This window comes from Dorea hominis (assembly GCF_014287705.1).
Lineage (GTDB): Bacteria > Bacillota > Clostridia > Lachnospirales > Lachnospiraceae > Dorea_D > Dorea_D hominis.
In genome coordinates, this window is the sequence record NZ_JACOOY010000011.1 from 88402 (window position 1) to 102185 (window position 13784).

Sequence of the window (13784 nt, forward strand, 5' to 3'; positions counted from 1 at the left end):
GAACATGCCAATTACAGTAAAATCGTCCAGAGAAATTGAATTAATGACAGAAGCCGGACGTATATTGGAAATTGTTCATAAGGAATTAGAAAAAGCACTTCATCCGGGAATGACGACCAAGGCAATCGACCGCCTTGGTGAAGAGATCATCCGCAGCTATGGATGTATCCCGTCATTTCTGGATTACAATGGATATCCGGCATCAATCTGTGTGTCAGTGAACGATGAAGTGGTTCACGGAATTCCGAGTGAACACAGGATCATCAGAGAAGGCGACATTGTCAGCCTGGATGCAGGAGTTATTTATAAAGGATATCACTCGGATGCAGCACGTACACATTGCGTTGGAGAAGTATCCAAAGAGGCGCAGGATCTGGTACGCGTGACAAGAGAGTGTTTCTTCGAAGGTATAAAATACGCGAAAGAAGGCAATCATTTATTTGATATATCCGGGGCAATCGGAAGATACGCTGAAGAGAGAGGATACGGCGTTGTGCGTGACCTGTGCGGCCATGGCATAGGAACAGCACTTCATGAGGCACCGGAGATACCGAATTATGAGATGAAGCGTAAAGGTGTACTGTTAAAAGCCGGAATGACACTTGCTATTGAACCTATGATTAACATCGGTGGATGGGAAGTTGACTGGATGGATGATGACTGGACTGTAGTAACAAGAGACCATTCGTTATCTGCACATTATGAGAATACGGTATTGATCACAGAAAACGAACCGAAACTTCTTTCTTTAACTGAGGGCATATAGTATGGACAGATTTGAAAAAGGAATGCTTGTCAGATCGAAAGCCGGACATGATGCGGGAGAGATCTTTATCATAACCGGAACAGAAGATGCATATGTATATCTGGCGGATGGAAGACTACGCACGTTACAGAAACCAAAAAAGAAAAAGAAGAAACATGTGCAGATCATATTGCAGCAATATGATATACAGGATGCAGACGATGTAAAGATCAGACGGATCATAAAGGAATGGAATAAGAAAGAAGAAAATCAGGAGGATTAGAGATGTCAAAAGCTGACGTAATTGAAATTGAAGGAACTGTAGTAGAAAAATTACCTAACGCAATGTTTCAGGTAGAACTGGAAAATGGTCACCAGGTACTTGCACATATCAGTGGAAAGCTCAGAATGAACTTTATCAAGATTCTGCCAGGTGACAAAGTAACTTTAGAATTATCCCCATATGATCTTTCAAAAGGAAGAATTATCTGGAGAGATAAATAAATTATAAAAAGTCTATTGACTTTGCTGGACAAATGATGCTATACTATATAAGCGCGTTTTCGGGCATTTCTATGTGTAAAGACGAATGAGTTGCGGTTTTTACAGCGAAAAAGCGCAAGATACAAAAGGCAGAGCAATGGATGAAAGGAGGATCCCCGTGAAGGTTAGATCATCAGTAAAACCAATTTGCGAAAAATGCAAAGTAATCAAAAGAAAAGGAAGCGTTCGCATTATCTGCGAGAACCCGAAGCATAAACAGAGACAGGGTTAATTAAGGCGGCTGATAGACGACACACCAGGAGGTGTGTAGACTATTTGAAATATACAAGGAAACACCTGTAGCCGGTGACTATCCTCGTATATTGCTTCTAATGCCGGCTCGTCATTGCCGTTTTATGAAGCGGTGGCCGGAAAGGGTGTGGATACCGACACACCTGGGATTTCATTAAGAGAATCCCCTATTAAAGACAATGAAAACTAAGTAAAAAGAAAATGGAGGAACAATCACATGGCTCGTATAGCAGGTGTAGACTTACCAAGAGACAAACGTGTCGAGATCGGATTAACTTATATCTATGGAATCGGCAGAGCAAGTGCAACACGTATTTTAGCAGAAGCAGGCGTTGATGCTGATATCCGCTGCAGAGATCTGACAGACGAAGACGTTAAGAAGATCAGTGCAGTAATCGATGAGACACAGACAGTAGAAGGTGATCTTCGTAGAGAGATCGCTCTGAACATTAAGAGACTTCAGGAGATCGGATGCTACAGAGGTATCCGTCACAGAAAAGGACTTCCGGTTCGTGGTCAGAAGACTAAGACAAATGCAAGAACAAGAAAAGGTCCTAAGAGAACAGTAGCAAACAAAAAGAAATAATTAAAAAGGAAAGTGTAGGTTAGTTTTATTATGGCAAAGAAAGTTACAAAAAAAGTGACAAAGAGACGTGTCAAGAAAAACGTTGAACATGGACAGGCTCACATCCAGTCATCTTTTAATAACACAATCGTTACATTAACAGATGCTCAGGGAAATGCTCTTTCATGGGCAAGTGCAGGCGGTCTTGGATTTAGAGGTTCAAGAAAATCTACCCCTTATGCAGCTCAGATGGCAGCTGAAACAGCAGCTAAAGCAGCATTAGTACATGGTTTGAAATCAGTTGACGTTATGGTTAAAGGACCAGGTTCAGGTAGAGAAGCAGCAATTCGTGCCCTGCAGGCATGCGGAATTGACGTAACAAGTATCAAGGATGTTACTCCGGTACCACACAATGGCTGCCGTCCGCCGAAACGCAGAAGAGTGTAATACTTATTTTAGATTTATTATACGCTTACCGTAAACTGATTGAAATTAGGAGGAAATAAAACATGGCAGTAAATAGAGTTCCGGTTCTTAAAAGATGCCGTTCTCTCGGAATGGATCCGGTATATTTAGGAATTGATAAAAAGTCCAACAGACAGTTAAAAAGATCCAATAGAAAAATGAGCGAGTATGGTCTTCAGTTACGTGAAAAACAGAAAGCTAAATTCATCTATGGTGTATTAGAGAAACCTTTCAGAAACTACTACAAGAAAGCTAAACAGATGTCAGGTATGACTGGTGAAAACCTGATGGTTTTTCTTGAGTCCAGACTGGACAACGTAGTATTCCGTATGGGACTTGCAAGAACAAGACGTGAAGCAAGACAGATCGTTGACCACAAACATGTACTTGTTAATGGTAAACAGGTAAACATCCCATCTTACCTTATCAAAGCTGGTGATGTGATCGAAATCAAAGAAGCTAAGAAGAGCTCAACAAGATATAAAGAGATCGTAGAAGTTACAGGCGGACGTATGGTTCCGGATTGGTTAGAAGTTGACGCTGAAGCTCTGAAAGGAACAGTTAAAGAACTTCCAAACCGTGAAGCAATCGATGTTCCAGTAGACGAGATGTTAATCGTCGAGTTGTATTCTAAATAATAACCCGTAACACCACAGGAGGTGGACTTAGTGTTTGATTTTAATAAACCCAATATTGAAATAACTGAGATTTCAGAAGATAAGAAATATGGAAGATTCGTTGTAGAACCACTCGAAAGAGGATATGGTACAACATTAGGTAACTCCCTTAGAAGAATCATGCTTTCATCTTTACCGGGTGCTGCAATCAGCCAGGTGAAGATTGATGGGGTACTTCATGAGTTCAGCTCCATTCCAGGGGTGAAAGAGGATGTTACAGAGATTATCATGAACTTGAAATCACTGGCTATCAAGAATACATCCGAGACAGATGAGCCTAAGACAGCTTATATCGAGTTCGAGGGTGAAGGTGTTGTAACAGCAGCAGACATTCAGGTGGATCAGGACATCGAGATCATGAATCCTGAGACAGTAATCGCTACACTGAACGGCGGTGCAGACAGCAAGCTTTACATGGAATTAACCATCACGAAAGGAAGAGGATATGTAAGCTCTGATAAGAATAAGAACGACGATTTGCCGATTGCGGTAATTCCGATTGATTCTATCTACACACCGGTTGAACGTGTAAATCTTACCGTTGAAAATACTCGTGTTGGTCAGATTACAGATTTTGACAAATTAACATTAGATGTATACACAAACGGAACACTGCTCCCGGATGAAGCAGTAAGTTTGGCAGCTAAGGTACTCAGCGAGCACCTGAAACTGTTCATTGATCTGTCAGAAGTAGCTCAGGCTGCAGAAGTAATGATCGAAAAAGAAGATGACGAGAAAGAGAAAGTGCTTGAGATGAGCATTGACGAATTAGAGTTATCTGTACGTTCTTACAATTGTCTGAAGAGGGCTGGTATTAACACGGTTGAAGAACTGACAAACAGAACACCGGAAGACATGATGAAAGTTCGTAACCTTGGACGTAAGTCCTTAGAAGAAGTACTTGCTAAGCTTGATGAATTAGGATTAAGCTTAAGCAAAGGAGAGGAATAAATCGGGTTTCCACGGTTTTTCCTAAAAGTGCCTTCTGCTGATAAGTCTGAAAGTGCACAGCAGAGCATTTGGCTAGTAAGCCCGAAGAGTATAACCAAGTGTAAATATGGAGGATATGAATAATGGCAAAGTATAGAAAACTCGGCAGAACATCAAGCCAGAGAAAAGCTTTATTAAGAAACCAGGTAACAGCATTACTTAACAATGGTAAGATCAAGACTACAGAAGCTAAAGCTAAAGAGATCCGCAAGATCGCTGAAGGTCTGATCGCTATGGCTGTCAGAGAAAAAGACAACTTTGAAGAAGTAACTGTTAAAGCTAAAGTTGCTCGCAAAGACAAAGACGGAAAACGTGTAAAAGAAGTTGTAGACGGTAAGAAAGTTACAGTATACGATGAAGTTGACAAGACAATCAAGAAAGATATGCCTAGCAGACTTCACGCACGTCGTCAGATGTTAAAAGTTCTCTATCCTGTAAAAGAAGTTCCGACAGCACAGGCTGGAAGAAAGAAAAATACAAAAGATGTTGACCTTGTTGCAAAACTCTTTGATGAGATTGCACCAAAATATGCTGATCGTAACGGTGGTTACACAAGAATCATCAAGATCGGACAGCGTAAAGGTGATGCAGCAATGGAAGTTCTGATCGAACTGGTTTAATTATCAGATTGCTGAAAGAATATCGGAAGACTATGAAGCAGAGTTGTTTCATAGTCTTTTTTTGCATAAAAAAGTGAAAGGGTTGAAATTGTAGGTGTTCTTGTGAAAATCATTACGCAGGGAATTGTAATTGTCTTCAACTATATTATTGCTAAATGTTACTTATTCGAAGATTAATTTAGAAAAAGTTAAAGAAAACTGTACAAGTAAGTATAGATGAAATAAATAAATTGTGACAAAATCATCAATAAATCGTTAAATTATCTACTTTTGCTGTGCATGATTACAAATGAGAAAAAAAATGCTATAATAAGAAAACTGCATCAATAATAATACAAAGAAGGGATGTATGAAATGAGTAGGTTAGAAATTGCCTCTCCAAAAAAGGCGAAAATCGTTATGGAAGGCCTTTACAAAGATCTGGAGAGAAGAATCGAATCAAGCCCTCCGGGCTTATGTCCGGTTGATATGGCAAGAGCATTTTTGGAGTTATGTCACGCACAGACATGTGGAAAGTGTGTACCATGCCGTATTGGATTGGGACAGTTAAACCAGTTCATCAAAGATGTACTGGATGGTAAAGCAACAATGGAGACATTAGACACTATGGAGCAGACAGCATTGTCTATTATGGAATCAGCGGACTGTGCGATTGGTTACGAAGCTGCGAACATGGTATACAAAGGACTGATCGGATATCGCGATGATTATGTAGAGCATATTCAGAGAGGACGTTGTACCTGTACATATAATCAGCCGGTACCTTGTGTGTCTTTATGTCCGGCACATGTTGATATTCCGGGATATATTGCATTAGTAGGAGAAGGAAGATATGCGGATGCAATCCGCCTGATCCGTAAGGATAATCCATTCCCGACGACATGTGGATTTATCTGTGAGCATCCTTGTGAGGCAAGATGCCGCAGAAACATGGTAGATGATTCTGTAAATATCCGCGGACTGAAACGTGTTGCGGCTGATTTCGCAGGAGAAGTAGAGCCGCCGAAGTGTGCAAAGAGCACAGGTAAGAAGATCGCAGTACTCGGTGGAGGACCGGGAGGATTAAGTGCAGCATATTATCTTCAGTTAATGGGGCATCAGACAACTGTATATGAGATGCTTCCGAAACTGGGAGGAATGTTACGTTATGGTATTCCAAACTATCGTCTGCCGAAAGAGAGACTCGAAGATGACATTAACGCAATTCTGAAGACCGGAGTAGAAGTCAAATACGGTCTGAAGATTGGTCAGGATATCAATATTCAGGAATTAAGAGAACAGTACGATGCAGTGCTGATTACAATCGGAGCTAGTACAGATAAGAAACTGGGCCTTGACGGGGAAGACGCAGATGGAATCTTATCCGCAGTGCAGTTCTTACGTAATGTAGGAAAGAACGAGATCATGGATTTGACCGGAAAAGAAGTTGCTGTCATCGGTGGCGGTAACGTATCCATGGATGCAGTTCGTACAGCTAAGAGACTGGGCGCTAAGAAGGTAAGTATCGTATATCGTAGACGAGTAGCAGATATGACAGCTCTTCCGGGGGAAATAGAAGGCGCTGTAGCAGAAGGTATCGAATTACAGACACTCAAAGCACCTGCTTCACTCGATATTGATGAGAAGCACCATATTAAGGGAATTTATGTAACTCCGCAGATGATCAGTTCTATCAAAGATGGAAGAGCAAGCATCAAACCGACCGGAGAAGACGACATTTATATCCCATGTGATGTACTGATCGTAGCAATCGGACAGAATATCGAGACACGTCATTTTGAAGAAGCAGGTATCCCGGTTGAGCGTGGTAAGATCGTTACAAAGAGTACAGGAACATTTGAGAATATGCCAGGTGTATTTGCCGGTGGAGACTGTGCAAGTGGTCCGGCATCTGTTATTAAAGCAATTGCTGCTGCAAAAGTTGTTGCTGCCAATATTGATGAATATCTGGGATACCATCACGAGATTTCCTGTGATGTTGAGATTCCGGAAGCAGCCCTTCGTGACAGAACTCCATGTGGAAGAGTCAATCTGACAGAGCGTGAAGCATGTGAGAGAGTCTGTGATTTTGAAGGCGTAGAAAACTGTATGACAGAGAAGGAAGCAAAACAGGAGGCAAGCAGATGCCTTCGCTGCGATCACTTTGGATACGGAATATTTAAAGGAGGCAGAGAGACATTATGGTAAATCTTACAATAGATGGAAAAAAGATCTCAGTAGAAGAGAATACCACAATTATGGAGGCTGCCGCATCAAATGGAATTCCGATTCCAAAACTTTGTTATCTCAAAGGAATTAACGAGATTGCAGCCTGTCGTGTTTGTGTTGTTGAATTAGAAGGAAAAGAAAAACTCATCACATCCTGTAACAATGTTGTAAAAGAAGGCATGGTGATCTATACAAACAGCCCGAAGGTACGTAGACATAGAAGAACAACAGTGGAACTGATTTTATCTCAGCATGATTGCGAGTGTGTGACATGCTCAAGAAGTGGCAACTGTAGTTTACAGACAGTGGCGAATGATCTGAATATTTTTGATATTCCGTTCAAGATGCAGCTGGAGAAACAGCCATGGGACAAACATTTCCCGTTGATCCGCGATTCTTCCAAATGTATCAAGTGCATGCGTTGCGTACAGGTTTGTGATAAGATCCAGGGACTTGGAATCTGGGATGTAGAAGGTACCGGTTCCAGAACAACGATCAATGTTGCAGGTCACAGAAGTATTGATGAAGCAGACTGTGCACTTTGCGGTCAGTGTATTACACATTGTCCGGTAGGAGCGCTTCGTGAGCGTGACGATACAGAGAAAGTATGGAAAGCAATTGAGGATAAAGACAAGATCGTAGTAGCTCAGGTTGCACCGGCTGTTCGTACAGCATGGGGTGAAGAGTTAGGTCTTGCACCGGAAGATGCCAAAGTTGGAAAGATTCTGGATGCTTTGAAGAGAATGGGCGTTGATTATGTATTTGATACCACATTCTCAGCAGATCTTACGATCATGGAAGAAGGAACGGAGTTCCTGAAACGTTTCACATCCGGAGAGTTAAAAGAACGTCCGATGTTCACATCCTGCTGTCCGGGCTGGATTCGTTTCATTAAGTCACAGTTCCCACATCTGGTAAAACAGCTCTCAACTGCAAAATCACCACAGCAGATGTTCGGTGCTGCTATGAAGACGTATTTCGCAGAAAAACTGGGCGTAGAGCCGGAGAAGATCTACACACTGTCCGTAATGCCATGTGTGGCTAAGAAGGGCGAGCGTGAGATGGAACTGTATTATGAAGAGTATGCAGGACATGATATTGACGCAGTTATTACAACAAGAGAGCTGGTAAGAATGATCCGCTCTGCTCATATCAGTCCGGATACATTAGAAGATATTGCAAGTGACAGACCGATGCAGGAAGGTTCCGGAGCAGGTGTGATCTTCGGAGCAACCGGTGGAGTGATGGAGGCTGCACTTCGCAGCGCTTACTACCTGCTTAAGAATGAGAATCCGGAAGCTGACGCATTCAAAGTTGTCAGAAGCCAGGGATTCCAGGAGAACGACGGTGTTGTAGAAGCTGATTTTGCCATTGACGATATCACTGTAAAGACGGCAGTTGTCAGTGGACTTGCAAACACAAGAGCCTTGCTTGAGAAGATCGAGCGCGGAGATGTCCATTACGATTTCGTAGAAGTTATGGCTTGCCCAGGCGGATGCGTAGGCGGTGGCGGACAGCCGATCCACGATGGAGAAGAGCTTGCGTTTGAGCGAGGAAAGAATCTGTATTATCTGGATAAGAATGCAGATATCCGTTTCTCACATGAGAACAAAGATGTACTTAAGATGTATGAAGAATATTTTGAGAAACCAAATTCTCACAAAGCACATATGCTGCTTCACACAGACCACATCGCAAGTATGGAAAGATAGAATTAATTATAAACTCATTTATAAAACTCCTAAAAAACTAACTAAACGTATCAGGCAGGAAATCTGTCTGGTGCGTTTTTTTCATTGGATTTTCCGGCATGATTTGTTAGAATGATATTAAGATCAAAAAATATTACGAAAGCGGATGTCGAAATGGGGTTATTAAATACATTTGATATGTTGGAGGAATTACTGGCACAGAACCAGTTTGAGCTGTTGCCTCCGAATGAAGAGAAAAAAGAAATTCGACTTGTTTATCTGATGAATGATGCAGTCGAGAGCTTTCTTGTATTCAAAGAAGCAAAGATGACCGGATTTTATGAAGAAGGTTATGAAGGTTCGGTTGATGCAACCTTGAAGCGGGACAAGGACCGTTATATTCTGGCGGTACTTTGCGGCGATTCAATGGTAACGATATTTTTTCAGCGGCTGGAATTTGAATATATGCTGTATGATTACGGAGAAATCGGGCATTTCTGGGTGAGAGGCTATGAATATCTCAGACAGTTGGAATATAAAATTGCTATTTTACAGGACAAATGGAAATACCTGGGTGATACCTACTGCACAGAAAGGGAGCAGTGGCTTGTGAAACTTGCCGGATTTCCACCGCTTAGTTATGGCTGTTATCCTTCAGCGCCGAAGAAATATATTGTTCCGAAAGAGCATTTGTGGGTTCCGGACGAAGAAGGAATCAAAGTTCTGGAAGAGATCGCGGCAGAGGCAGAGGATATGAGCCTCGTGCACAGTCTTAAGACTTACCGGAAATATGCATCCGAATGTGTATCGAATCCGGTTCTTGCACGCGTGATGGCAAAATGGATTGCTGTGAAACTGCACCGCAAAAGCCACGCCAAGACAATTGATATCTTGATGCGGAAGTTCCGTCATGCAGGCGCTGTTTATCCAAAACGTAAATACGATGAAGCGTCGATGGAAAAATATAAGCTCATCATGGATGCAGCAAGAAAGCGCAAAATGGAATTAAAAAAAGAAGGAAGAGAAACGGTGATTCTCCGGGAAGAGCCTTTTATTACAGCAAGAGACAGTATTGAATTTCATGTGTACCTGATGATATGGAGAGAAGGAAGACTGAATCGGATGGTGGATATAGAGACATTTGCGCTACCGGGAGATGATTCCGTAGCTCATCAGGTGGAGCAGAGGTAATAGTGAGGTATATAAAATGAAGCAGGCAGAGAACAAAAGCGAAAAGATGAAGTATCGTCTGGCAGAGGCATTGATAGAAGCAATGCCATCAGAACTGACAAAAATATTCAGGGAAATTAAATTAATTAAGAAATGAGCAGGCAAAATGAATGCCTGCTCGTTTCTTTTTTTATAATTAGATTATTGAATATATAGTATTAAATCTACCAGAATACATTGCCACCTACATTAATCCCGGCATGTCCGGTAAAGGCAGCCCAGAAGAAATAACAATTCCGGACTTTGTTATGTCTGGCTCCGCCGAGCACTGCTTTGGCAGCGGAATAAGCGGAAGAGGAAGGCCCACGTCCAAGTACACGGTTCAATGCACCATTCCATGTCGGTGCAAACTGACCGGATTGATAAACAACACCGGAAATCGTATTTGGAAAACGGGAACTCTCCACACGATTCATAATGACTGTTCCAACTGCAAGCATGCCTTCATAAGTAGCACCGGCTTCACATTCCAGAATACCGGCGAGGAGCGCAACATCGGAAGTGTTCGCATTGAACTTCTTGCCGGAATTGGAAGTACCGCCGCCATTGCCGGAACTCTGCTTACCGGTGTTGCCGGATACATCGTTGTTGCGGGCAGTACGCATCGCTTCTTCGGCAGCCTTTGCCTTCTTAAGCTGTGCATTATAATCAGACAGTTTACTCGAAGTATTGGAAATCTTATCACTTAAGTTACTTTTCTGTTCGTTCAGAGAACTCTGCATAGAAGCCAGATCAGCCTGCTGCTTTTTCAATCCGGATTCCTTCTTTGCAACTTCTTCGCGTGCAGTCTGGAACTTATCCAGCATGTTGCGGTCATAGTCACTGATGTTAGAAACGTACTCTGCCTTGTTCAGAAAATCTGCCATATTCTCAGAAGTCAGCAGAATCTCGAACAGAGATACACTCCCACCTTCATACATAAATTTGATACGTTCTTTCATAGACTTGAACTGTGCCTCTTCGTTTAGCTTCGCAGCGGCCAGATCAAGTTTGGCTTTCTCGACCTGTTCGGACATCTTCTCAATCTTACCAGATGTTTTATCCAGCTTCTTGCTAAGTGAAGCAAGATCACTGTTCATGCTATGCAGATCATCCTTGAGATCCGATGTCTTTTTTTCAAGATCTTTTGTAGAAGGGGCAGCATATACGAAAGTCTGGGCAGAAGCAATGGATACGGCACACAGAAGCCCTGTAGCTGCCAGTAAAACTCGTTTCTTTCTATTATTCATTATATACATATCCTTTCTGTTTCTGTGCAAGTGTCAGTATATTATACCGTAACACAGAGGAAGCGTCAAGGCAGTGAGAAGAGGAAAAGGCGGATGTAATTGCTTTCTATAAGAAACTTTGGTAAAATAAAAGATAATGGAAATTTATATATTATTTAACTAATCTAAAGAAAATATTCCAAATTAAGAGATAAACTATATTTGTATAAAGAAGAAAGGGATTCATGAGATGCGCAAATACGAAGAAGAACACTATCAATATGATAAGATCAAAGATAAGATTTATCCATGGGTGAAAAATGAGCTGACAGATCAGCAGGCACTTAATGGTAAGAATTTCTCAGAGAAAGATACACCGGTGATTGGGTTTGTCGGAGATCTGAAGATCATTTTTGTAATTAAGAGAGGCGAAGAAAGCTACGAAGTATTAAAAGATGCTATGCTCCCACCGGAGATCGCAGTGGAGGAGCTGTATCACACAGCATGCGAGAATCTGGTGCGTGACGTAGAATTTGTCATTGGAAATACATGGTACGGCGGATTTGGAATTATTGCGGATGGCGTACATGAGGCAAGTTCTGTGTGCTTTCGCCATATCTGGCAGGTGTGTGCTGACAAATTAAAAGACGATCTGGTTATCTATGTGCCGCACAAAGATACCGTAATCTTTGCACCGGCGAGCCAGCAGAAGGTTGTAGAGCAGCTTCGCGATCATGCAAAAGGAGCCTATGAAGCAGAAGGCGATAAGATCAGTCTGCAGCCGTATTTCTTTTCAAAAGAGAGAAAGGAACTGACAACCTATGAGAATTAAGTGCAGGATTATCGGATTTGATCTGGATGGGACATTGCTGAACAGCGAGAAGCATATCGCAGAGCATACAAGAGAAGTACTGACAAGAGCGGTCGAACAGGGAATCTGGATTCTGCCGGTCACAGGAAGACCACTTGGCGGACTGCCAAAAGAAGTCGTAGAATTTCCGGGAGTCCAGTATGCGATTACAGCGAACGGCGCAAGGATCATGGAGACACAGACAGGTGGATGTCTCTATGAACGGCTTGTACCTGTGAAGACAGCTGAGCAGATCATGGAGATTTTCAGTGACTATGACGCACTGCGCGAAGTCTATTATGGTGGAAAAGGATATGCAGAAGCAGAAGAATTTTCCAGAGTCGGAGAATATATGCGTTCTCCGCAGATGGCGGCATATGTACGTGCGACTAGAACACCGGTGCCGGATATTTTACAACTGATTCGTGAAAAAGGGCAGGACACAGACAAAGTACAGGGAGTATTTAAGATAGATGAAGAGCGGACAGAAGCACGTAAGCGTCTGGAAGCAGTAGAAGGTATCGAAGTGACCGGAGCACTTTCCAATAATATAGAAGTAAATGCTGCCGGCGTAGATAAAGGCAACGCAATTTTGTGGTTTGCAGATCATCTGGGAATCCCGCATGAGGAAGTGGCCGGTTTCGGCGATGGCAATAATGATATCCAGCTGCTTAAGAAAGCGGGGATTGGAGTTGCAATGGCAAATGCGACCGATCAGGTAAAAGCAGTTTCCGATTATATTACCGGAACGAACGACGAAGACGGTGTCGCAACATTTATTGAAAAATATATATTGTAAAACACGAAGAAATTAACAGGTGGCAAAGTTTGGAGCTTTCCCACCAGACGTTACTATATATTATAGTAGAAAGGAAAGAAACTATGTTAGACGCATTAAAAGTTATTATTCTCGGAATTGTAGAAGGAATTACCGAGTGGCTTCCGGTCAGCAGTACCGGACATCTGATTCTGGTAGGTGATGTATTGTCACCGAATTTAAGTCATGATTTTATGGAAATGTTTAATGTCGTGATCCAGCTTGGAGCGATTATGGCGGTCGTTGTATTATATTTCCACAAATTGAACCCATTTTCACCGAAGAAGACTCATAAGCAGAAATTGCTGACATGGCAGATGTGGATCAAAGTAGCCATTGCATGTGTACCGGCAGCAGTTGTTGGTATTTTGTTAAATGACTGGCTGGATTCTGTATTTTATAAACCACTTCCGGTTTCAATCATGCTGATCGTCTATGGTATTCTGTTTATTGTTGTTGAAAATCGTAATAAAAACAGAAAACCAGAGGTTACGAAGATTTCAGAACTGGATATCCGTATGTTGCTCTGGATCGGTGCCTTCCAGATGCTTGCACTGATTCCGGGGACATCCAGATCCGGTGCAACAATCGTCGGAGCATTGCTAATCGGTGTGTCCAGAGAAGTGGCAGCAGAATTTACATTTTTCCTTGCAATTCCGGTTATGTTCGGAGCAAGTTTACTGAAGCTTGTCAAATTTGGATTTGCATTTACAGGAGCTGAGTTTGGCTATCTGATGCTCGGATGTATCGTATCCTTCGGACTGTCCATCGTAGCGATCAAGTTCTTAATGAATTATATTAAGAAAAATGACTTCAAAGTATTTGGATATTACCGTATCATTCTCGGTGCAATCATCATAATTATGACGGTTGTAAAAGCATTTCTTGCATAAAAATACTTGCCTTTTATTTGAAACATGGTA

The 13784-nt window shown here is 42.1% G+C and carries 16 protein-coding genes; 15 read left to right on the forward strand and 1 reads right to left on the reverse strand.

Going from position 1 to position 13784, the window contains the following annotated elements:
• Nucleotides 1–4: 4 nt before the first annotated feature.
• The 12 genes from map to H8S07_RS09685 all read left to right on the forward strand — a co-directional run bounded on the left by map (nt 5) and on the right by H8S07_RS09685 (nt 9947).
• The gene (map, locus tag H8S07_RS09630) at nt 5–766 is read left to right on the forward strand and encodes a type I methionyl aminopeptidase (protein WP_021859533.1); all 762 of its coding nucleotides are present in this window, start codon (nt 5–7) and stop codon (nt 764–766) included.
• 1 nt (nt 767) lies between these two features.
• Complete coding sequence (locus H8S07_RS09635; protein WP_021859534.1) at nt 768–1028, forward strand: KOW domain-containing RNA-binding protein; 261 nt, start codon at nt 768–770, stop codon at nt 1026–1028.
• Between the two features lie 2 nt (nt 1029–1030).
• Nucleotides 1031–1249, forward strand: coding sequence for a translation initiation factor IF-1 (gene infA / locus H8S07_RS09640; protein WP_004607275.1), 219 nt, complete (start codon nt 1031–1033; stop codon nt 1247–1249).
• A gap of 157 nt (nt 1250–1406) precedes the next feature.
• Entirely contained in the window at nt 1407–1520 is a 114-nt protein-coding gene (gene rpmJ / locus H8S07_RS09645; protein ID WP_005339020.1) for a 50S ribosomal protein L36, read from the forward strand.
• Nucleotides 1521–1757: 237 nt separating this feature from the next.
• Nucleotides 1758–2126 (forward strand): 30S ribosomal protein S13, encoded by a 369-nt coding sequence (rpsM, locus tag H8S07_RS09650; protein WP_117537798.1) that lies wholly within the window; start codon nt 1758–1760, stop codon nt 2124–2126.
• A 30-nt stretch (nt 2127–2156) separates the two neighbouring features.
• A complete protein-coding gene (gene rpsK / locus H8S07_RS09655; RefSeq protein ID WP_117537799.1) occupies nt 2157–2552 on the forward strand; it encodes a 30S ribosomal protein S11 in 396 nt (131 codons plus the stop codon).
• A gap of 62 nt (nt 2553–2614) precedes the next feature.
• A complete protein-coding gene (gene rpsD / locus H8S07_RS09660; RefSeq protein ID WP_117537800.1) occupies nt 2615–3208 on the forward strand; it encodes a 30S ribosomal protein S4 in 594 nt (197 codons plus the stop codon).
• Between the two features lie 30 nt (nt 3209–3238).
• Nucleotides 3239–4198 (forward strand): DNA-directed RNA polymerase subunit alpha, encoded by a 960-nt coding sequence (locus H8S07_RS09665; RefSeq protein ID WP_021860953.1) that lies wholly within the window; start codon nt 3239–3241, stop codon nt 4196–4198.
• A gap of 122 nt (nt 4199–4320) precedes the next feature.
• Entirely contained in the window at nt 4321–4857 is a 537-nt protein-coding gene (locus tag H8S07_RS09670) for a bL17 family ribosomal protein (protein ID WP_021860952.1), read from the forward strand.
• 354 nt (nt 4858–5211) lie between these two features.
• Nucleotides 5212–7044, forward strand: coding sequence for an NAD(P)-binding protein (locus H8S07_RS09675; RefSeq protein ID WP_117537801.1), 1833 nt, complete (start codon nt 5212–5214; stop codon nt 7042–7044).
• Nucleotides 7038–8777, forward strand: coding sequence for a [FeFe] hydrogenase, group A (locus H8S07_RS09680; protein WP_021860950.1), 1740 nt, complete (start codon nt 7038–7040; stop codon nt 8775–8777). Before H8S07_RS09675 ends, H8S07_RS09680 begins: the two co-directional genes overlap by 7 nt.
• Before the next feature lie 153 nt (nt 8778–8930).
• Nucleotides 8931–9947 carry a DUF3878 family protein gene (locus H8S07_RS09685; RefSeq protein WP_186855940.1) on the forward strand — a complete coding sequence of 339 codons (1017 nt, stop codon included), beginning with the start codon at nt 8931–8933 and terminating at the stop codon, nt 9945–9947.
• 203 nt (nt 9948–10150) lie between these two features.
• On the opposite strand, the gene H8S07_RS09690 is transcribed toward H8S07_RS09685, so the two are convergent.
• Nucleotides 10151–11215: a coiled-coil domain-containing protein gene (locus H8S07_RS09690; RefSeq protein WP_021860948.1), complete on the reverse strand. Its 1065-nt coding sequence runs from the start codon at nt 11213–11215 to the stop codon at nt 10151–10153.
• Between the two features lie 229 nt (nt 11216–11444).
• Here H8S07_RS09690 and H8S07_RS09695 point away from each other — a divergent pair, with 229 nt between their 5' ends.
• The 3 genes from H8S07_RS09695 to H8S07_RS09705 all read left to right on the forward strand — a co-directional run bounded on the left by H8S07_RS09695 (nt 11445) and on the right by H8S07_RS09705 (nt 13754).
• Complete coding sequence (locus tag H8S07_RS09695) at nt 11445–12026, forward strand: DUF1444 family protein (protein ID WP_021860947.1); 582 nt, start codon at nt 11445–11447, stop codon at nt 12024–12026.
• Nucleotides 12016–12843, forward strand: coding sequence for an HAD family hydrolase (locus tag H8S07_RS09700; RefSeq protein ID WP_186855942.1), 828 nt, complete (start codon nt 12016–12018; stop codon nt 12841–12843). The genes H8S07_RS09695 and H8S07_RS09700 overlap by 11 nt, the downstream gene beginning before the upstream one ends.
• Nucleotides 12844–12926: 83 nt before the next feature.
• Entirely contained in the window at nt 12927–13754 is an 828-nt protein-coding gene (locus H8S07_RS09705) for an undecaprenyl-diphosphate phosphatase (RefSeq protein ID WP_118288381.1), read from the forward strand.
• Nucleotides 13755–13784 lie beyond the last annotated feature (30 nt).

Excerpts from the sequence above, each read along its gene's own strand:
- map (WP_021859533.1), top strand. The coding sequence starts at position 5 with ATGCCAATTACAGTAAAATCGTCCAGAGAAATTGAATTAATGACAGAA.
- H8S07_RS09635 (WP_021859534.1), top strand. The coding sequence starts at position 768 with ATGGACAGATTTGAAAAAGGAATGCTTGTCAGATCGAAAGCCGGACAT.
- infA (WP_004607275.1), top strand. The coding sequence starts at position 1,031 with ATGTCAAAAGCTGACGTAATTGAAATTGAAGGAACTGTAGTAGAAAAA.
- rpsM (WP_117537798.1), top strand. The coding sequence starts at position 1,758 with ATGGCTCGTATAGCAGGTGTAGACTTACCAAGAGACAAACGTGTCGAG.
- rpsK (WP_117537799.1), top strand. The coding sequence starts at position 2,157 with ATGGCAAAGAAAGTTACAAAAAAAGTGACAAAGAGACGTGTCAAGAAA.
- rpsD (WP_117537800.1), top strand. The coding sequence starts at position 2,615 with ATGGCAGTAAATAGAGTTCCGGTTCTTAAAAGATGCCGTTCTCTCGGA.
- H8S07_RS09670 (WP_021860952.1), top strand. The coding sequence starts at position 4,321 with ATGGCAAAGTATAGAAAACTCGGCAGAACATCAAGCCAGAGAAAAGCT.
- H8S07_RS09675 (WP_117537801.1), top strand. The coding sequence starts at position 5,212 with ATGAGTAGGTTAGAAATTGCCTCTCCAAAAAAGGCGAAAATCGTTATG.
- H8S07_RS09680 (WP_021860950.1), top strand. The coding sequence starts at position 7,038 with ATGGTAAATCTTACAATAGATGGAAAAAAGATCTCAGTAGAAGAGAAT.
- H8S07_RS09685 (WP_186855940.1), top strand. The coding sequence starts at position 8,931 with ATGGGGTTATTAAATACATTTGATATGTTGGAGGAATTACTGGCACAG.
- H8S07_RS09690 (WP_021860948.1), bottom strand. The coding sequence starts at position 11,215 with ATGAATAATAGAAAGAAACGAGTTTTACTGGCAGCTACAGGGCTTCTG.
- H8S07_RS09695 (WP_021860947.1), top strand. The coding sequence starts at position 11,445 with ATGCGCAAATACGAAGAAGAACACTATCAATATGATAAGATCAAAGAT.
- H8S07_RS09700 (WP_186855942.1), top strand. The coding sequence starts at position 12,016 with ATGAGAATTAAGTGCAGGATTATCGGATTTGATCTGGATGGGACATTG.
- H8S07_RS09705 (WP_118288381.1), top strand. The coding sequence starts at position 12,927 with ATGTTAGACGCATTAAAAGTTATTATTCTCGGAATTGTAGAAGGAATT.